Genomic DNA, 19534 nt, shown 5'->3' with positions numbered 1-19534 from the left:
ATTAGGCACGCCGCCAGCGTTCGTCCTGAGCCAGGATCAAACTCTCCGATAAAGTACGATGACTAATCATCAAGTTTGATGTCTCTGACATCAAAAAGTTAAAAATTTGTTTCATTGACGGGATATTTTAAAATATCCCACTTCGCTTGGCTTTTTGTTTAGTTTTCAAAGGTCAACTTCTTAATGGTGGGCCTGAGTGGACTCGAACCACCGACCTCACGCTTATCAGGCGTGCGCTCTAACCAGCTGAGCTACAGGCCCTCAAGCAACATAAGTTACTATACCATGTAACATGTGAATGATGCAAGAGTTTTTTTAAAATAATTTTTTATGGAGCGGGTGATGGGAATCGAACCCACATCATCAGCTTGGAAGGCTGAGGTTTTACCACTAAACTACACCCGCGCAAGATAATAATTTGTTTTTCTAAAATAATAACAATGGTCGGGAAGACAGGATTCGAACCTGCGACCCCTTGGTCCCAAACCAAGTGCTCTACCAAGCTGAGCTACTTCCCGTTTCATTCAAACAAAATATTTCTATTTCAAAAAATGGTGCGCCCTGAGAGATTCGAACTCCCGACCTTTTGATTCGTAGTCAAACACTCTATCCAGCTGAGCTAAGGGCGCTCAAAAAGTATTGGTGCGGTCGAGAAGAGTCGAACTTCCACGGGATCTCTCCCACTAGGCCCTCAACCTAGCGCGTCTGCCATTCCGCCACGACCGCTTAAACACCTGAATATATACTTTAATGGATATAAATGAATATGGTGCGGGTGAAGGGAGTCGAACCCCCACGCCCGAAGGCACTAGATCCTAAGTCTAGCGCGTCTGCCAGTTCCGCCACACCCGCATATTCATGGCGGTCCCGACGGGAATCGAACCCGCGATCTCCTGCGTGACAGGCAGGCATGTTAACCGCTACACCACGGGACCACAAATAAATTATATAATGGTGGAGGATGACGGGCTCGAACCGCCGACCCCCTGCTTGTAAGGCAGATGCTCTCCCAACTGAGCTAATCCTCCATGATTGTCAAAAAGCTATGAATCTCTTCGTCAACCTGTAATAACTTTAAAATGGTGACCCGTACGGGATTCGAACCCGTGTTACCGCCGTGAAAGGGCGGTGTCTTAACCACTTGACCAACGGGCCAGCAAAAACTTTCACTGGCGGAGAAGGAGGGATTTGAACCCTCGCGCCGATCGCTCGACCTACACCCTTAGCAGGGGCGCCTCTTCAGCCACTTGAGTACTTCTCCATATGGCTCCACAGGTAGGATTCGAACCTACGACCGATCGGTTAACAGCCGATAGCTCTACCACTGAGCTACTGTGGATTAATAGCAATAAGCAGCGAATCTTTTCGTCACCCTCGCTCTTCGCTTTTTTCTCAATTTCAATATGATATCGAAAATTAAGGACGAATTACATTGTAACTTATCGACTCTTTGAAGTCAATAGATTTTAGAACAACTGTTTTGTCAGCGACTTTTATAATGTACCATATACAAAATCGCTCGTCAATGATTTTTTAGTGATAAACTTTCGACCTTAATAATTCTCCCTTTGCATTTCCCACATACATACCGTTGTGTATTAAATCGACGTTTTCTATGAAATTTCATATTACATGACTTACACTTGTAAAGATGAAGCACTCGTGATTGATTACGGCTGTTGGGCAATGTTTGACAATGGCGAGTTCCACCTACCTTTTTCAATAGCTGTTTAAAATCCATATCCTTATGTTGATAACCTTTCCCTTCAATATGTAAGTGGTAGTGGCACAACTCGTGTTTGATAATACTAATTAACTCTTTTTCACCGTAATGGTCCAGATGCTTAGGGTTAATTTCAATATGATGGCTCCCAAGGGCATATCGGCCTCCAGTCGTTCTTAGCCGATGATTGAAAAAAGCAACATGTAAAAACGGCTTATTAAAATACTTCGTTGATAATTCCTCTGTCAATCGTTGCAATTGTTCGTTGGTCAATTTCACCCCATCCTTTAACCACGCTCGTCTACCTTACATCTTCGTTTAATATAATTACCATCAAACTTCGTTAAAACCTTGCGACAAAGGATTGCAGAGAGGTGATTACACCGAGACTAAAAATGTTAATTCATAAGCCCCCTCCGCTTCCATTTGTAAACTCATCTATTCAGTTTATGGAACTATAATGAACGTTAGCTTTTAAAGAATAGTTCTATGATCAATGAGTGGTAAGTTTAATAGTGTCATATCGCTTTATTGTACGACAACAGACCTCTAAAATTCTTTGATCCACGTTACAAGCCTCAGTTTCTTTCCTGTTCTTCTAATACCAACAACTGGTTTGAGATGAGTTATTAAAATAATAAACTTTTCTGCTTAAATTCACTCTCTTGTACAGACCTTCCCACATACACTATTAATATTATAACTTTTAAGTCGGCTCCAGAAGGAGGTGAAAATATGCCGTCCTGGCTAAAGCGGCAATTGCAGGAAGCTTATGATAAAAGAGATCTGAGAAGAATACGAATACTCAACCAATGCTGGTTTTATTATAAAAATTCCAAAGCAAATTCAGAGTAAATGATTTAGAAGTTGGGGTTCCCACAACAATTCGATTAAACACATAGCAAATTGCCATTCCGTCTCCCCCGAGTGAAAAACCGTACATTTTATCGGGGGATTGCGGTCTTTTACTGTTGCTCAGGTTTAAGCATGGTTAATGCGACTCGCCCTTTTCTAGTATCAACATCTTCTACCCAGACAGTCACCACGTCTCCGACTGAGACTACTTCCATAGGATGTTTAACAAAACGATTCGCCAGTTTAGAGATATGAACCAACCCGTCTTGTTTCACTCCGATATCTACGAAAGCTCCGAAATCAACTACGTTTCGGACGGTCCCTTCCAGTTCCAACCCTTTTGATAAGTCTTCCATTGATAACACATCTGTCTTAAGAAGTGGTTTCTGGACATCATCTCGTGGATCTCGTCCCGGTCTAGATAAGGAATCAAAGATATCTTGTAGGGTTGGAATTCCAACCTCATGTCTTTCAGCCATCTCCCTAAGTTGGACATTTTCTAATTTTTGTTTCACTTCTACTGTACCGATTTCTTCTAGGTTAATACCCAGTTCTTTCATAATCTTTTTAGTTACTCCATAGCTTTCAGGATGAATGGAGGTTTGGTCTAGCGGTTGCTCCCCATCTAGAATCCTAATAAATCCAATACTTTGTTCATACGTCTTCAACCCGAGTCGAGGTACTTTCTTCAGTTGCGTGCGAGTTGTGAATTTACCTTCTTCTTCCCGTCGTTTAACGATGTTATTCGCCACACTTTTGGATAAACCAGACACATATTGCAACAAGGAAGATGAGGCTGTATTCACGTTCACACCTACTTGGTTTACGACGGTCTCCACGACAAAGGTAAGGCTGTCATTTAATTTCGCTTGCGCCACATCATGCTGATATTGCCCAACGCCAACTGATTTCGGATCAATTTTAACAAGTTCAGCTAAAGGATCTTGAATACGACGAGCAATAGACACAGCACTACGTTCTTCTACTTGAAGGTCTGGAAACTCTTCTTTTGCAAGCTTGGACGCAGAATAAACGCTTGCCCCCGCTTCATTAACTATTAAATAAAACACTTCCTCTTCTACTTCTCTTAGAAGTTCAGCAATGAACTGTTCCGTTTCCCTTGAAGCCGTACCATTCCCTACAGCAATCATTTCAACGTTATACTGTTTAATCAGTTTCTTCACCTTTTGCTTCGCTTCATTTACTTTGTTCCAGGGCTGAGTAGGATAGATGACGCCAACTTCCATCATTTTACCTGTTTCATCTACGACAGCTAACTTGCAACCCGTTCGAAATGCCGGATCTACCCCTAAGACAATTCGTCCCTTTAAAGGTGGCTGCAACAATAGGTTCCTCAAATTTTCAGAAAAAATATGAATCGCTTGTTCTTCAGCTGTTTCACTCACTTCTTTACGTATTTCTCGTTCGATGGAAGGTTGAATTAATCTCTTATATCCGTCTTCAATCGCTTCAATTAATGTATCTTTTGCTATCGTTTGTTTTCCTTTTACCACGTGCCTTTCCATCCAACTGACAATCCTGTCGGCTGGTGGTTCTATGGCCACCTTCAACACACCTTCTTTTTCCCCACGGTTTAAGGCTAATACTCTGTGAGGAACAACCTTTTGAACTTGTTCGGAGTATTCATAGTACATTTCATAAATGGACTTCTCATCTTCTGCCTTCGGTTTCTTCTCAGAAGTGACCTTCCCTTCCTTAAATGTCACGTAACGAATGTGCTTTCGAACCGCCGCATCATCTGAGAAATACTCACTTATAATATCTTTCGCTCCTTGCAATGCTTCTTCCTCGTTATGTACCTCTTTTTCATCATCAACATACTTAGCTGCTTCTTCTTTCACATTCCCATCTTTCGGAAGAGACATCAACCACTGAGCTAGAGGTTCAAGGCCTTTTTCTTTCGCCACGGTAGCTTTCGTTCGCCGCTTTTGCTTGTATGGACGGTACAGGTCTTCTAGTTCTTGAAGCTTACTAGCTTTAGTAATTTCCGCTTTAAGTTCAGGTGTCATTTTCTCCTGTTCTTCGATGAGCCTGATCACTTCTTCTTTTCTTTTAGCTAAAGCCGTTGCATAATCCCACGACTCTAAAATGTTGCGAATTTGGTCTTCATCCATACCACCGGTCATTTCTTTTCTATAACGAGCGATGAAAGGCACCGTATTCCCTTCCTCTGACATCTCAATAACACTTTTAACACGATGTTCTTGCAAATTAATCCTTTTTGTCACTAGAGTAAGAATACTCTTTTGCTGTTCACTCCACTCCATACCTTCGCCTCCGTTACTAAACAATATGGTATTGCTCTGCTGAGTAAATTATACTGAAACTGCGATCATAACACTAGTCTACTAAAAAGAAAAGTTGCTATTTCAGTGGAATAGCTCGTCAAGACACCATGTTAGGTGAAAGACAACGATCTATAGATCAAAGCGCTCGAGCACTCTATTTACTACAGTTATCTAAAAAAAGCCGAACGATCGAAATGTTCCTCTCGATCGTTCGGCTTTTTGCAGCAATGTATAGTCTTAAGGTTATCTGTTTACTTTCCCGACCAAGATCGTTGTATCATCATTTGAATCTTGCATTAAATCTACCACTCTATCAATCATTCTTCTCGGTGTATCTACTTTTGAAAATATCGAATGATAAACAGGGTCGAAAATCAATCCGTCGGAGTATACAAGGAAAATCGTATCTTTTTCATAAGGAATTCGTTGGGTTTTAAACTTTTTCTTTTTACCGGAAAGGTATCCTCTAGTAGGAACTGGACGGTACAATTCACCTGAAGGTTTGTAAAATGTACAAGTGATATTACCGATATTTGTATATTCAATGATCCCAGAGTGAAAGTCCAGTTTTAAGATCGTCATGACCACACCGCGCGTTCCCCATAGAACTTGGTTACATCGATCCATAATCGTTTCCGTATCCAAATCATGGTCTCTTTTAATCACGGACATCGCCGCAGAGGAGGCATCCATCGCTTCTTCACCACTACCTAAGCCGTCAGCTACAGCACAAACGACATAGTTGTCTGTCCTCACTGTGTAAAAAGCGTCGCCAGAACACCAATTACCCTTCTTCGCTATCTGGTAAATACTGATATCTACTTCCTTCAAATCTTGATGTTCGATCATTATAAGCACTCCGTCGGTTCTATTCGTATAGATTCACGTAGTTTTTGTAATGCTCTTCGCTGCAGTCTGGAGACATGCATCTGTGATATACCTAAGTTCTCACCCGTTTCTTTTTGACTCAAGTTCTCAAAGTAAGTGAGTTGTAAAATTTGTTTTTCACGCTCCGTCAGAACCGTAAAAGCTTTCTCTAGAAGTAATTGTTGATCCGTTTGTTCATATCCATCTTCATTTGATCCGACCAAGTCAAGTAACGTTACTGCGCTACCTTCATCGTCCGCTTCAATCGAACGATCTACAGATAAGGCTTGGTAACTCTTACCCATTTCCATCGTTTCCAAGATTTCTTCTTCAGAAACTCCTAGGTGATCTGCGATTTCATCCACTTGTGGTGATCTTTGTAATTTAGTCGTTAGGTCTTCCACTGCGCCTTTAATTTTCGGACCTAACTCTTTTATTCGCCTCGGAACATGAACACTCCAAGTTTTATCTCGGATGAAGCGTTTAATTTCTCCGACAATTGTAGGGACGGCAAATGACTCAAAGCTTCGACCGAAAGTATGGTCAAATCGACGCAATGCGGCTAATAGACCAATCATTCCAACTTGAATAAGATCCTCGTCATGTCGTTGACCTCTTGAGAATTTCCGCGCAAGAGCGTGCACCAAGTTTTCAAATTCCATGACAAGTTTCGTTTGGAGCTCATCATCGCCTGTTTCTTGAAATTCTGCAATCCATTCTAAAACTTCTGCTTTGTGTTTTTCTTTATTGTTTTGGGATTTCTTCTGAGACTCCATGGTCACTCTTGTCCACCCCATCCCTTTGTAAAAACTTCGTCATAATAATCATAACGCCTGAATCTCCGCGGATCTCTACTTTATCCATTAGTGTTTCAATCAAAAAAAGTCCAAGACCCCCTTCCTTCAGTTCTTCAATTGCCTGACCGCTATTAACCGGTCCGCGCTCATTTTTTAACTTTTCAACATCAATTGCTCCACCTCGATCAGCTACAATTAACTCTAATCGATCTTCATAGACGCCAAAATTTAAATGCATATCATTATCTTCTTGGTCAGCTTCATATGCGTGGTTTACTACATTAGTACACGCTTCAGCAACGGCAATTTTAATATCTTCAATGTCGTCATACGTGTAACCAAGTCGATTGGCTACACCTGAAACAGTCAGTCGAACAACACCAACATATTCAGGTTTCGCAGGTACTTTCATTTCAATAATATCAGAGGTACGGGTCATCATTTTGCCTCCTTTCTTCCATCTACCTCAATGTCAATCACTTCGTTTAGACCAGTAATTTCAAATAATCTTTTCACGCGATCATTTAAACCTGTTAATTTCAGCGTACTGCCTGATTTCTCAGTTGCCTTTAAAACTCCGATGAAAATTCCTAATCCTGTACTATCTATATAATTGACTTCAGACAAATCTACCACTAAGTCTGAATTTTTTTGTTCAGCAATTGGATTTAACGTTTCTTTTAATTTTGTTGCAGTATAAACATCAACTTCACCCGATAAATAGGCGACGTTACCATGTTCTCCTTCTGTTACTTGAATATCTAAATTCATTTTTAGCCCTCCTATTATACGTACATAGCTACATTTTCTACTTATACCACTTATTCTATTCTTCTAAACCTTACGACGAAGAATAAGAAGAGTAAAATCATCTCTCAACTGGAACTCTTGAGCTTTTTCTAAATCAAGAAAAATTTTATCGACAATTTCCTGAGCGGATAAATGTTTGTATTTTCTTATCATTTCAACAAGTTGCTCTCGTTCGATAAACTCTCCATCTACCCGGCATTCGGTTACGCCGTCAGATAAAAGGACAATAAAATCACCAACTTCTAGCTTTAAATGGTCCTCATTATAGCGGACTTTTGGAGATACTCCTAGAACAAGCCCTTTCGCTTCTAGACTTCTAAAACTATCGTTGTGAGCATCATAAACAAACCCAGGTTCATGACCTGCGCTGGCATAATAAAATTGATGGCTTCTCGGATCATAGAAGCCGTACATCATCGTGATAAACATATCTGATTCAATGTTCCGTTCTACCACTCTGTTCAAATTCTCTAATAATTCCGCAGGTCTCGTCCGTTGTTCAGGCAGAGTATCCATGGCATATTTAATCATGGACATAGACATAGCAGCTGGGATCCCTTTTCCGATCACATCTGCTACTGCCACACCAATATTCTCCTGTTCGTCCAAAGCATAATCGTAGTAATCCCCGCTCATTTTTCCAGCTGGGACACTAATGACACCCAAATCAACCGAGTCGAGAGAAATCTCTCCCCTCGGCAGAAGAGACTGTTGCATTCTTGCAGCTACATTTAGCTCAGATTCCAATTGTTGCTGGCGGTCACGGAGACTTTGGTGTTCCCGGTATGCGAGTCCGTAACCAATCATAACTTCAAGCAATAAATCAAAGGAGTCCACCACTTCTTCCGGAAGATCTTCCGCCAATTCTTGGAAGACAGACAGATGGAGGCTCACAGTCTCTTCAGGAGACATGTCCTTCTCCATCATTTCTTTACTGAATTGTTGAGCATGATATAGTGCATGTTCGCTTTTACTTTTTAAATAGCTAGTAAGCATATCTTTATATAATTGATACATTGAAATTTTCGTCTCTTCCAAGCATAAGCACCTCCCTATCGAAGCCACTTCGTTGCTGTGATCGTCGTCCCCTCGTTTAATTCCGAGTGAAGATTAAAATCATCCATCAGGCGTTTGACTCCTGGAAGTCCAGCACCCAATCCTCCTGAGGTTGTGAACCCATCTTCCATGACACGTCGAAGATCTTTAATACCTGGTCCCTCATCAACAGCAATGATTTTTATCCCGCGTTTTCCTGATGCAGTGACTTCCTCGATTTTTATTTGACCCCTATTAGCATATAAATAGATATTTCTAGCTAATTCAGAGATTGCAGTCGTGATTCTCGCTTGATCCACGGAACCAAACCCGATTTCTCGTGCGAGTTTTCGACCTGCTTGCCTTGCAGCGACTATACCCCACTCACTGTGGATATCTACATGGGTTTGGACTTGCATATATCAACCCTCCAATTCGAGTTGGAGTCTTTCCAACCCTTGCTCAAGGTCTAAGGCAGTTGGGACTTCATCTAAAACTATTCCCATATCAATCAATGTAATTGCTACAGCCGGTTGTATTCCTGTTAATACTACTTTAGCACCCATTAAATTAGACATGTCTACCACATCACCTAGAACTTTAGCGATAAATGAATCAATCATTTCAACGGAAGTTAAGTCAATGACAACACCCCTTGAACCTTCTTCGTGAATCTTCTCCAAGACGTCTTCTTGGAACTGGAGTGCCGTCTGATCGTCCAACTCTACTTGAACGGATATTAATAAGTAATCATGTAATTTCAAAATTGGAATGCGCAAACCCAGTTCCCCCTTATTCCTCAATTTCAACAATTTGTCGTTGTGTCATTTCAAGCGCTGATTCAATTCCCTTTTTCAACGTACTCTTTGTTGGGAATTTGCCTAAATCAATTCCCAAATTCACAATTGTTTGAGCTATTTCAGGACGAATTCCAACTAAAATGCATTTCGCCCCAACTAATCGAACGGCTTCAGATGCCTGAATAATGTGATGAGCAACCATGGTATCCACTACTGGGACTCCTGTAATATCTATTAAAACAACTTGAGAGCGATGTTCAATGACACCATCAAGAAGATTTTCCATAATTAATTTTGCACGTTCTGTATCGATTGTTCCAATTAGAGGCATGACACTAATATTATCGAACACAGGAATAAGTGGGGCAGAAAGTTCTTTAAGAGCCATCTTTTGTAAAAATACGGTATTTTCCCATGAACCGGAATATTGATTAACTAATAAGTTGACAATATCATCGATCCAATTCTCAATTTCCTGAAAAAACTCAATGCTTTTACAGTAATTTTCTCCTGTGTCAGATAAAGCTTCTACTGTGATTTTTCGAAACTCTTGCAACCCTCTAGTAATATAATTCAACGGCCACCCCAGTTGAATTAATCGTTCTGCAAATTGAATGAGATCGTCTTGAAACTCATCTTTATCCTTCTGGATTGTATGAGTCAATTTGTTAACAAACTCACGGTTTGTATTCTCATACATCGTGTCTGAAATATTTTGCAACAAATCATCCGATCTAAATTTCTTAATTTCCACCAACCATGTCTCCATGATTTCTTCTTTATGTTCTAAAATAATATCGCGAATAAACGGATTCATCCAGTCTTCCCCCATCTTAAATCAATAGTTATGCTTTCATTATTTCACTGTTTTATATAGATTGCAATCTATCATATACTTTTTCACTTCTTTTTTATGGAATAACAGCATAAGTAAACCATAGGCTAACATAAAATATAATAACGTAACATCCCATGATCACCCCTTCTTCATCAAACCTTTGCAGGAAACGTTCCAAATACTAAAGAAGTGATTTAAAAGCCAACAATTACCTAAAACATATTAAATAAAAAAAGCTACCTTTTTAAAAAAAGTAGCTTTTCTCATATGATATTTAAAAGTCAATCAAGCCTATACTTATATTCAACGCGTTATTCACTTTTAACATCATATCATCGTCCAAATGCGTGATCTTGTCAGTTAATCGTTGTTTATCAATGGTTCGGACTTGTTCCAGTAAAATGACAGAGTCCCGATCGAAGCCATATCTCTTCGCATTAATCTCTACATGAGTAGGCAATTTTGCTTTTTGAATTTGCGCTGTAATTGCTGCTACAATAACTGTTGGACTGAATCGGTTACCAATATCATTTTGGATCACCAATACAGGTCTCACCCCACCTTGCTCCGACCCTACTACAGGTGAAAGGTCTGCAAAATAAACATCCCCACGTTTTACTATCAAACCTTTACACCCCACTTACTAGGCGGTCCACCGTAATTTCAGCCTCCTCTTCAGCTAAGAAGGACTCCGTTGCAATGTTTAAATTGATTTTCGCCATTTCCATATAGCCTTGTTGCATTGTTTCTCGAATCTGTTCTTTCTTCTGCTCCTGCAAATAAATCTTCGTAGCTTTCTGAATTACTTCACAACGATTGACATCTTCCCCATCAGTTAAAGCATCCAGTTCATTAACCAAATGTTGTGGTAAATTGACCATAATTTTTTTTGTGTTATCCATAGACACAAAAACACCTCCACACAGCTATCGACCGATTTTTTATCCACTAATATCATATCACTTGCTCACGAGCATTGCAAAGTGACTTTTGCATTCTTTTCACACTTCCAACCAGAAAATAGGAAATTCATTTGTTATCATTAAAAAATTTCATTGTGAACATGTAATATTTCATTGTTTTTGATCATCGCTCTAGGGACTCGGTAACTAATCACACAAGGAATTTCATAATTAATTGTATCAAGTCTTCGTGCAACTTCATCTACAGAGATATAATCGTCTTCATCTCGTCCTATAATTGTCACCTTCGTCCCTTCACTTACGGGAGTATCTAGAGAAATCATCATTTGATCCATACAGATCCTTCCTACAATTTTAGCCCGTCTCCCTTGAACTAATACGTCTCCTGATTGATTAGCACGAATCCAGCCGTCCGCGTAGCCAATAGGAATAGTAGCGATCCACTCTTCCTTCTGTGTTTGATAGGTTACGCCGTAGCTAATCCCTTCCCCTTTTGGAAGCTTCTTCACATGGGTGATACGACTATGCAACGAAAAAGCCTCTTTTAGTGGAACTTGAACCATTCCTTTTATTTCCTCCGATGGACATAACCCGTACATAGCAATTCCTACGCGCACTAAGTTATAACAGCGATCCGCGAACCTCAAAGCAGCTGCACTGTTCCCGCAGTGCTTAATTGGTATACTATGACCGTAATCCTCTTCAAATTCTTTGATCATTTTCATAAAACGAGCTTGTTGTTTCTCAAAGTATTCCATATGAATCTCATCGGCTGTGGCTAAGTGTGTATATAAACCTTCCACTTCAAATTGATCCGTTCGCAACAATGCTTTTACAAGTTGCCTCCTTTCTTCTTCAGAGCGAATCCCTATTCTCCCCATTCCTGAGTCCATTTTCACATGACACTTCACTCGCTCGTTCTCTTCAACTAACAAGTGAGGCGCCGCTCTCTCAATCCAATCGCTTTGAAAAACCGTCAAAGTAAGGTTAAGTTCTACAGCCATTCGAACATCTTCAGGCCGAACGTATCCAAGAACTAACAACGGTGCTTCGATCCCTGCCTTCCGTAAGGCGATCGCTTCATCTAAAATCGCTACGCCTAAATACGTTGCTCCTGAAGCCAAAGCTTCTTTCGCTATATCAACTGCTCCATGTCCGTAAGCATTGGCTTTCACAACTGCCATGAATGCAACGTCCTCCGGCAGGCTTTGTTTTATATTTTTAACATTTTCAGAAATAGCATTCAAATTTACTTCTGCCCAAGTATCTCGATAAAAAGGATGTAATTCTCTCACACAACGTTCCCCCAAATGTAATCAGCTTTAATATAAGTTCTTTTCATTATTAATCTTCTTATTTATTATTGTCAAACAGTTTTACTATAGATTCTTTAAAAGCGGAGTTTCGTTCTAGACTTTTTTCTCCACACAAAAAAACACACAAAAGCTCGTATGAACTTCTATGTGCTCGAATTCTATTATTTTTCTTGCGTCCCGTAAACACTTCTAGCTACGGCAACTAAATCCTCTTGTTCTAATGATCCTGAGACTAGGAAAAAGTCTGTTCCTTCATATGACCAAGAGACGGATTGATGATCTCCTTCTTTCGAGAAAACTCCGAACGTAAACCCTAAATCAACCGGTTCCCCTTCAGATAATTGCACAGGTGTGGATGCTTCCACGACTCTGCTTTGTTGCTGAATCAGCGTGAAAGGTTGTTCACCATCATAAGATAGAATGATCCTTTTTCCATCTTCAGTAACTACTTCCTCAGAATGAGAGAACCCTGTTCCTTGAGGTTCATACATCGGATACAGCACTGGAAACTCCCCATTTTCTTCCTCACCTGCCTGTTCAACCATGTCCGTATCTTCTTCTGCTTCGTCACCATCTTCATTCATGTCAACTTCATCTTCCGTATCCGTCATAGTCGAAACATTATTTTGAAGCTGCGCTCCTGTCATATTACGATCCATGTCGAAATCATCTTCAGAGAATGTTGAATTTAATTCAAAATCCTCAAATTCCACTTCCACTAATACTGAAAGTTCAGCATCCATAACTTTAACTGTCGCAGGGGTTAAATCTCTTTTGTTGAGCATGACTTCTTGTTGATTCAAGTTTTTGTTTGTATAACTCGTATTCGTTTGAAAGACATAATGATCTTCCGTAGCTGTAAAGACTCTTTCTGGGTCCATTAAAACATCATTGATCAAAGATTCGTAAAGATAGACTTGGCTATTGTTTTCAGGCCAGTCACTTTGGAATCTGAAACTCTTATTTAAAGCCGGAGTTAGGACAAAGACTCCTTCTTCGTTTCTTAAAATAATTTGACTTTGGTCCTTTTCAGCATGGTTCAATAGTACCCGGTAATCATTAGGGCTTTGATGCCACACTTCCACCTCATACACTTGAGGATCTTCGCCTGTCTGCAACGTCATAGTGGCCTTTGTTTTATAACCTGTTAATTCATCCAGTTTCCCTTCTAGATCGTTTATGACATCCTCTTGGCTTTTTTCTCCGCAAGCTGTCATAAAGCCTGTAAGAGCAATAACTATGATAAACAAGGATATGATTTTTTTCATTTACTCAACCCCTCTGTGTCTTTTCGACGACAAAGGAGGGGATCATGCGTTAGTAACGGTATGATTTTAGAACCTCTGGCAGAGTGAGAATCAAATCAGATGCATTTACACTAATGATGTCATGCGTTTCAAGCATTTTGTCCGCAAGCTTCCCATGAATATGAACCGCGTTACAGATGGCATCTGTGACTGTGGAATGTTGAAGTAAGAAAGCTAGGATGATTCCGGTTAACACGTCACCGGATCCTCCTTTTGCTAAAGAAGCATTCCCTGTAGTATTTACCCACTGGTCTCCTTTAGGTGTCGTCACAATCGTGAACGGTCCCTTTAAAACCACATAGACTCCATACTTCAAGGCAAATTCTCGTGAACATTGAAATCGTCGCTTTTCTACTTCTTCAATCGTACACCCTGTCAACATGGCCATCTCACCCGGGTGTGGTGTAATAATCGTTGGCGACTGCCTAGGCTTTTCTGACCATAGATGGAGTTCTTTTGACATGTGAAATAATCCATCTGCATCAATTACTGCTGGTCCGGAAAAACCGTATAAAAGGGGATGAACAGATTTAGCTATTTTTCTACCTAAACCTGGTCCAACAGCGATTCCATCGAACTGTTCAAAAGGAATATCTTCTTCCAGAGCCTTTTTGGTCATTTCTCCATCTCTATCTTTCAAAAATAGAAACGTACTCTCGGTAATTTTTTGTGATACAGAATATTTAATTCGGGATGGAATCACAGTGGTCACTAAGCCCGCACCGGCCCTTAAGCAGGCCCCAGTCGTTAAAGTTGGCGCGCCTGGCATCGTATCAGCTCCACCGATGACAAGCGCCCTTCCCGCTTGACCTTTATGAATATGCCCAAGCCGCTGAGGCAACGTTGCTTGAACTTTTTTCTCAGTAATTAAGTGCCGATGAGGAGAAACTTCCTCGAAAGATCTTTTTGGGATCGCTATATCAAGGATATGAAGCTCTCCATAATTCCCGGCTCCAGGATACAGGAAAGCACTTAGCTTTGGAGCTTGAAGGGTATAAGTTTCATCAGCTAAGATCCCGATCCGCTCTCCCCCTGATTCAGATGCTAAAAGACCGCTTGGTATATCAACAGAAATGACTCGTTTTCGAGCTTTATTCACCTGTTCAATCACTTTAACATACGGCTCCCTTAGCGACCCTTTTATCCCTGTCCCCAACAAAGCATCCACCACGACAGAACAATCTTTCAGCTCATCTGAAAACTGTGCTTCACCTGTTTGATAATTTGAAACCGGGTGTCCGCAATGGCGATAAAGATTCATATGAAGCTTAGCTGTCCCTTTTATATGTTCCTCAGGCGGTATGACCCATGTTTTCACCTTAAAGCCTTGTTCTAGTAAAAGTCTGGCTATGACAAATCCATCCCCACCATTATTCCCTGCACCAATCAAAACGAGAATATCATCACTTTGAGAAAGAGACGAAACAAGATGACGAACAAATGCTTGACCTGCATTCTCCATTAATAATTCTTCACTCATGCCAATTTGGTCCATGGTATAGCGATCGATTTGGCGCATTTCCTCACCCGTTACCACGTACATGTTTCTATCCCTCCCATCCGCATTAACACTATATGAGGTCGTCCACGACAATATGCAGACTTGTCTATATGCTACTCTTTTGATTCAATAATTACTTGTGCCGCAGCGCATTCTCTCGTATGTGTAATGGATACATGATTTAATGTTGAATAGCCTGTTTTTTTCAACAGATGCATCCATGGTTTCCCTGTGGCAGAGGCGCGAATCTCCATGTCTTGAAAAGAAAGTTCTTTCCCTATTCCACAGCCTAAAGCTTTTGCGAATGCTTCTTTGGCCGCAAATCTCCCAGCTAGGAATTCTATTTTCCTTTTACCTGTCAGCGAGTAAAAGGTACTTAATTCAGTTGCTGTTAATATTCTTCTGGCGAATTCTGCCCTTCGTATAAATACCGATTCAATTCTTTTTAATTCTACGATGTCTAATCCAATTCCATGGATCATCCTATCACCTCCATCACGAGTTGTATTTCCATTATATAACGAATGATCATTTAAGAAAAACAGCCTATGTTCAAGTAAACTCAGTTTATGTTTGTGCGATATATTAAACGAAATCAAGTTTTCAAGATCTGCCCATAGTCTATAAAATGACGCATATGCTAAAATATAATAAGAAACGCGATGCGCTATAAATACCGACGAATTAGGTTTAAATAGGCGAGTTCAGTAATTTTATTGTTACACACGAGAAAAGGGGTTCAGATGATGTTCATTCGTAACGAAAGCTTTAGTAGTTTTATACAATCTTATAAAGTCATTACCGCCTTGGTGATCATTCATATATTCTTCTATATATGGATGTATTGGTTTCCTTTTTTAGGTGGGTTAGAAATTCGATGGTTAGGAATGGGAAATAATATCTTGATATCGCAAGGAGAGTATTGGAGAATTGTTACACCTATTTTTCTCCACGGCGGGCTGATGCATATGGCGTTCAATTCCTTTTCTCTTGTGCTATTTGGTCCCGCGTTGGAATCGATGCTAGGCAGAGTGAAATTCCTATCCGCTTATTTAGCTACAGGAATCATGGCGAACGTCGTCTTTTATTTCTTAGGTGACGATCGAACTTTCCACCTAGGAGCCTCCGGTGCGATCTTTGGTTTATTTGGCGTTTATGTTTATATGGTCCTTGTTCGAAAAGACTTAATTGATCAGACTAATTCTCAATTGATCATGACCATAGTTGTTCTCGGTGTTATTATGACATTTATCAACCCTGGAATTAACATTCTTGCTCACATATTCGGATTAATTTCAGGTGCAGTAATCGCCCCTATTATTCTTACAAATTTACGGCGCAATCACCAACAACGACCAGTACACGATCCGGACGATATTGGGTTTGATCCCAATCGTTGGTCCAAACGCGCTAAGTTCAAAAAAAGGTTGATCTACTATATAATCGGCGGCTTCGCTGCTATGATTCTATTCTTTTATCTCGTTTCAACCTTTTTATTACCTACTTTATATTAATCATTAGCTGCAACCTTACAGCACAATATGAATCTACGAGAAAAGGCTACCTCACGACAGGTAGCCTTTCATTATCTAATATTTTCGCAATAAATAGTGTAACGGGATGATTGACACGAGGACTATTAATAATGCCCCTGGTGCCGCTTGGTGATAAATGGCTTCTGATGCTTCGTAATACACTCTCACAGCCAAGGTATCAAATCCAGGTGGACGGAGCATTAACGTAGCAGGTAATTCTTTAATCGAGCTGACAAAGACGAGTGCACCTCCAGCAAGGATCCCCGGCATGATTGTGGGAATAATGACTTTAATCATGACCTTCCAAGCAGGATATCCTAAACTCCGGGCAGCTTCATCCATCCTCGGTGACACAAGACTTAGTGACGCTTCGCCTGATTGCATAGCCTGTGGCAGAAACCTTACGACAAAGGCGATAGCAATCATATAAAACGTGTTGTAAAGGGAAGGGATATGATTATTAAAAATAAACACCATCCCTAGAGCCACAATAACACCTGGAAGAGCATAGCCTGCGTAACTTAACTTATCAATCGTTTGTGAAATGACAGAAGGATGCCTTGATTTCAAATAGATGATCGGGGTAGCTAACGCCATACACAAGATCGCGGCTAACCCGGATACTTTAATACTGTTCCAGGCAAATCCTATAAACCTTGCATCAATGGCTCCCATCCCTGCTCCGATGACAGTCCAGTAAATTAAAACTGAAATTGGAAGGACCACCGCGACCATGAAAACAGCGCTAACAAAAAGAAGCGCCCACGGTTTCCATTTACCTAAAGACAAGGTATCCGGTTCTTTAAACGTGTTCGAAGTTTGATAAAATTTGTTCTTCTTTCTTGTGTACGATTCTAGCCACAAAATTAATATCGTTAATAAAATCAAAACTAAGCTAAGAACAGACGCAGAAGGGATATCAAAACCTGCCCGCTGATAGTAAATGGCAGCCGTAAATGTCACATATCGAAGCATAGCGATTGCTCCAAAGTCAGATAACACATACAAGGAAATTAAAATCGCCCCTGCCCCAATTGCTGGTCTTAACAAAGGGAGATTTACTTTGAAAAATATCTGTGAAGTTGTCATCCCTTGAGACCTTGCTACTTCCTCAAAGTTTCGGTTCATCTTTCTTAAAGAAGCACTAGCAATGAGAAAAACATACGGATATGTAAACATCGTTAATACGAAAAACACACCCCAAAAAGAATAAATATTCAATGGATAATCGCCTATTGCTGATAACCATTGTGATTCTCTCCAGAATCGTGCGAACCATCCGCTCGGACCAAACACAATAATATATGTTACTGCTCCAACATATGGTGGGATAACGAGGGGTAATGCCATCATCCATTGCCACATTTTTTTCCCTGGCAAGTCTGTTCTCACAACAATCCAAGCTAATGAAATACCAATCACAACAGCCGAAAAGGTTACTGCAGCTGTTAAAGAAAGTGTATTCCATAGTAGTTGAGGAATACGGTCTCCTAATAACCTCATCCAACTATTTGCACCAGCAAAGAGAGACCTCCATATCACATATACAATTGGTACTGACATGATAAAAGCTACAATCAATCCAATAAGCAATAATACCGTACCAGGAGGGTTCCCTTTCCAAATTTCCATCCACTTCCGGTTTATAAAACGGAGAATGGCTGGGGATTTTCCATCCCCAACCTTGGCATGACTATCATTATTTAGTTTATTTTGTCTACCTTTATCCTGATTCATATGCCCTCTCCCAAACCATTGTTTATCTTAATTCTAAATCTAAACCAGAATCCTCAATGAGTGCACGCGTATCTTCAAAATAATTTCCAAGTTCTTTAAGCGGCATATCTTGAACCTTTAATTCGCTAAATGGAACAGCTTGCTCATAAGGAGGTTCCAATTCAGGGTTAATCGGTACTTCTAATGACTCCCCAACGAAGGCTAATTGATTTTCTTCTTCTAATACCCACTCGATGAATGCCCGAGCATTATCTTCGTTAGGTGCTCCTGAAACCATCCCTAACCCTGCTGCATTAGCAATAGCTCCCATGTCATCTTCACCTTGATCTGCATAAATAAACCCTACATTGTTATCATTCGGCTCTTCAAGTTGCTGATGATAATAGTAATTATTCACGAGACCAAAAGCATGTTCACCAGCGCCTACCGCACGGCGGATATCTCCGTGTCCTTCAAAAATTCCTGCTGCATTGTCTTGAATAGCCGCAATCCATTCTGATGTCCTTTCGTCTCCCCACTCATATCGTAAAGCAGAAATATTTCCAATCATACCACCGTTCCCACCACGGGTAATGGCATAACCATTTTCTACATCTGCCCATTCTGAATCGAATAGGTCTTCCATTTTCGTTGGCATTTCATCTTCAGAAATCATATCTTTATTATAAATAAATCCTCGTGCTCTAGCTGAAATAGCTATCCATTCGTTGTTGTCAGCACGGAATTGTTCATCAATACTATCTACATTCGCTGGGTCAAAACCTTCCAGTAACTCTTGTTGATTCAAATATTCTAAAGCTCCCAAGTCGTTTGAAATAAATACATCGGCTTGTACATTTCCAGCTTCCTCTTGGATTTGAAGAGGATCGGCTTCGTGAAGAGCTCTTACTTCGACACCTGTCTCTTCAGAGAATTTATCTAATAACGCTTGAACAAATGTTTCATTACGTGCTGAGTATACTATAAGTTCACCATCTAATTCTACTTCTTCTTGATTATTTGCAGTTTCTTCATTATTTTCTGCGTCGTTGTTGTTTGCTGCCTCGTCGTTGTTTTCTACATCATTGTTATTTCCCGTCGCGGCATTGTTTTCATTTTCCCCGCATGCTGCCAACAGAAAGACTGACAGAATAAGTAACAGCGAAAAGCTAAGTAAATTTCTCATGTTCATTTCCCCTATC

General features: G+C 40.3%; 20 protein-coding genes and 11 tRNA genes. 2 read left to right on the top strand and 29 right to left on the bottom strand.

Annotated elements, in window-relative coordinates:
• Positions 1-184: 184 nt before the first annotated feature.
• The 12 genes from CR194_RS18335 to CR194_RS18280 all read right to left on the bottom strand — a co-directional run bounded on the left by CR194_RS18335 (position 185) and on the right by CR194_RS18280 (position 1996).
• A tRNA-Ile gene (locus CR194_RS18335) sits at positions 185-261 on the bottom strand.
• Positions 262-331: 70 nt separating this feature from the next.
• Positions 332-405: transfer RNA gene (locus CR194_RS18330), tRNA-Gly, on the bottom strand.
• Positions 406-441: 36 nt separating this feature from the next.
• A tRNA-Pro gene (locus CR194_RS18325) sits at positions 442-518 on the bottom strand.
• A gap of 34 nt (positions 519-552) precedes the next feature.
• Positions 553-629: transfer RNA gene (locus CR194_RS18320), tRNA-Arg, on the bottom strand.
• An 11-nt stretch (positions 630-640) separates the two neighbouring features.
• Positions 641-726 (bottom strand) — tRNA-Leu (locus tag CR194_RS18315).
• 41 nt (positions 727-767) lie between these two features.
• Positions 768-852 (bottom strand) — tRNA-Leu (locus CR194_RS18310).
• 7 nt (positions 853-859) lie between these two features.
• Positions 860-935: transfer RNA gene (locus CR194_RS18305), tRNA-Asp, on the bottom strand.
• A 17-nt stretch (positions 936-952) separates the two neighbouring features.
• Positions 953-1028, bottom strand: a tRNA-Val gene (locus tag CR194_RS18300).
• A gap of 52 nt (positions 1029-1080) precedes the next feature.
• A tRNA-Glu gene (locus CR194_RS18295) sits at positions 1081-1155 on the bottom strand.
• A gap of 15 nt (positions 1156-1170) precedes the next feature.
• Positions 1171-1261: transfer RNA gene (locus tag CR194_RS18290), tRNA-Ser, on the bottom strand.
• A 3-nt stretch (positions 1262-1264) separates the two neighbouring features.
• A tRNA-Asn gene (locus CR194_RS18285) sits at positions 1265-1339 on the bottom strand.
• Between the two features lie 183 nt (positions 1340-1522).
• A complete protein-coding gene (locus CR194_RS18280; protein WP_110611732.1) occupies positions 1523-1996 on the bottom strand; it encodes a SprT family protein in 474 nt (157 codons plus the stop codon).
• 462 nt (positions 1997-2458) lie between these two features.
• Here CR194_RS18280 and cmpA point away from each other — a divergent pair, with 462 nt between their 5' ends.
• Complete coding sequence (gene cmpA / locus CR194_RS18275; protein WP_110611730.1) at positions 2459-2578, top strand: cortex morphogenetic protein CmpA; 120 nt, start codon at positions 2459-2461, stop codon at positions 2576-2578.
• A 110-nt stretch (positions 2579-2688) separates the two neighbouring features.
• Here cmpA and CR194_RS18270 read toward each other — a convergent pair whose 3' ends face one another.
• The 15 genes from CR194_RS18270 to acpS all read right to left on the bottom strand — a co-directional run bounded on the left by CR194_RS18270 (position 2689) and on the right by acpS (position 15563).
• On the bottom strand, positions 2689-4866 hold the full coding sequence (locus tag CR194_RS18270; protein WP_110611729.1) for a Tex family protein: 2178 nt from the start codon (positions 4864-4866) through the stop codon (positions 2689-2691).
• A 264-nt stretch (positions 4867-5130) separates the two neighbouring features.
• On the bottom strand, positions 5131-5736 hold the full coding sequence (locus tag CR194_RS18265) for a SpoIIE family protein phosphatase (protein WP_110611727.1): 606 nt from the start codon (positions 5734-5736) through the stop codon (positions 5131-5133).
• Entirely contained in the window at positions 5736-6530 is a 795-nt protein-coding gene (sigB, locus tag CR194_RS18260; protein ID WP_110611725.1) for an RNA polymerase sigma factor SigB, read from the bottom strand. Before sigB ends, CR194_RS18265 begins: the two co-directional genes overlap by 1 nt.
• Positions 6499-6990 (bottom strand): anti-sigma B factor RsbW, encoded by a 492-nt coding sequence (rsbW, locus tag CR194_RS18255; RefSeq protein WP_110611722.1) that lies wholly within the window; start codon positions 6988-6990, stop codon positions 6499-6501. Before rsbW ends, sigB begins: the two co-directional genes overlap by 32 nt.
• Positions 6990-7322 carry an STAS domain-containing protein gene (locus tag CR194_RS18250; RefSeq protein WP_110611720.1) on the bottom strand — a complete coding sequence of 111 codons (333 nt, stop codon included), beginning with the start codon at positions 7320-7322 and terminating at the stop codon, positions 6990-6992. The genes rsbW and CR194_RS18250 overlap by 1 nt, the downstream gene beginning before the upstream one ends.
• 63 nt (positions 7323-7385) lie before the next feature.
• On the bottom strand, positions 7386-8399 hold the full coding sequence (locus tag CR194_RS18245; protein ID WP_110611718.1) for a PP2C family protein-serine/threonine phosphatase: 1014 nt from the start codon (positions 8397-8399) through the stop codon (positions 7386-7388).
• 14 nt (positions 8400-8413) lie between these two features.
• Entirely contained in the window at positions 8414-8815 is a 402-nt protein-coding gene (locus CR194_RS18240) for an anti-sigma regulatory factor (RefSeq protein WP_110611716.1), read from the bottom strand.
• 3 nt (positions 8816-8818) lie between these two features.
• On the bottom strand, positions 8819-9175 hold the full coding sequence (locus tag CR194_RS18235) for an STAS domain-containing protein (protein WP_110611714.1): 357 nt from the start codon (positions 9173-9175) through the stop codon (positions 8819-8821).
• 13 nt (positions 9176-9188) lie between these two features.
• A complete protein-coding gene (locus CR194_RS18230) occupies positions 9189-10013 on the bottom strand; it encodes an RsbT co-antagonist protein RsbRA (RefSeq protein WP_110611713.1) in 825 nt (274 codons plus the stop codon).
• Between the two features lie 295 nt (positions 10014-10308).
• Positions 10309-10659 carry a type II toxin-antitoxin system PemK/MazF family toxin gene (locus CR194_RS18225; protein ID WP_110611772.1) on the bottom strand — a complete coding sequence of 117 codons (351 nt, stop codon included), beginning with the start codon at positions 10657-10659 and terminating at the stop codon, positions 10309-10311.
• 4 nt (positions 10660-10663) lie between these two features.
• Positions 10664-10936, bottom strand: coding sequence for a CopG family ribbon-helix-helix protein (locus tag CR194_RS18220; protein ID WP_199228205.1), 273 nt, complete (start codon positions 10934-10936; stop codon positions 10664-10666).
• Between the two features lie 140 nt (positions 10937-11076).
• Positions 11077-12252: an alanine racemase gene (gene alr, locus CR194_RS18215; RefSeq protein ID WP_110611709.1), complete on the bottom strand. Its 1176-nt coding sequence runs from the start codon at positions 12250-12252 to the stop codon at positions 11077-11079.
• A 182-nt stretch (positions 12253-12434) separates the two neighbouring features.
• On the bottom strand, positions 12435-13541 hold the full coding sequence (locus CR194_RS18210; protein WP_110611707.1) for a LolA family protein: 1107 nt from the start codon (positions 13539-13541) through the stop codon (positions 12435-12437).
• 49 nt (positions 13542-13590) lie between these two features.
• A complete protein-coding gene (locus tag CR194_RS18205) occupies positions 13591-15123 on the bottom strand; it encodes an NAD(P)H-hydrate dehydratase (protein WP_110611705.1) in 1533 nt (510 codons plus the stop codon).
• Between the two features lie 71 nt (positions 15124-15194).
• Positions 15195-15563, bottom strand: a complete 369-nt coding sequence (gene acpS / locus CR194_RS18200) for a holo-ACP synthase (RefSeq protein WP_110611704.1) — start codon at positions 15561-15563, stop codon at positions 15195-15197.
• Between the two features lie 264 nt (positions 15564-15827).
• Between acpS and CR194_RS18195 the strand changes: the two genes are divergently transcribed.
• Positions 15828-16595 carry a rhomboid family intramembrane serine protease gene (locus tag CR194_RS18195; RefSeq protein ID WP_110611702.1) on the top strand — a complete coding sequence of 256 codons (768 nt, stop codon included), beginning with the start codon at positions 15828-15830 and terminating at the stop codon, positions 16593-16595.
• A gap of 75 nt (positions 16596-16670) precedes the next feature.
• Here the strand turns inward: CR194_RS18195 and CR194_RS18190 are convergent, their stop codons facing one another.
• Together CR194_RS18190 and CR194_RS18185 are read right to left on the bottom strand one after the other, a co-directional pair.
• The gene (locus CR194_RS18190) at positions 16671-18353 is read right to left on the bottom strand and encodes an ABC transporter permease (RefSeq protein ID WP_110611700.1); all 1683 of its coding nucleotides are present in this window, start codon (positions 18351-18353) and stop codon (positions 16671-16673) included.
• A 22-nt stretch (positions 18354-18375) separates the two neighbouring features.
• Positions 18376-19524, bottom strand: a complete 1149-nt coding sequence (locus tag CR194_RS18185) for an extracellular solute-binding protein (protein ID WP_408640767.1) — start codon at positions 19522-19524, stop codon at positions 18376-18378.
• Positions 19525-19534 lie beyond the last annotated feature (10 nt).

The sequence above is a fragment of the Salipaludibacillus keqinensis genome, from assembly GCF_003226325.1.
GTDB classification, from domain to species: Bacteria; Bacillota; Bacilli; order Bacillales; family Salisediminibacteriaceae; genus Salipaludibacillus; species Salipaludibacillus keqinensis.
The sequence above is the reverse complement of the archived record's forward strand: the minus strand, read 5'-3'. Positions and strand labels throughout refer to the sequence as shown.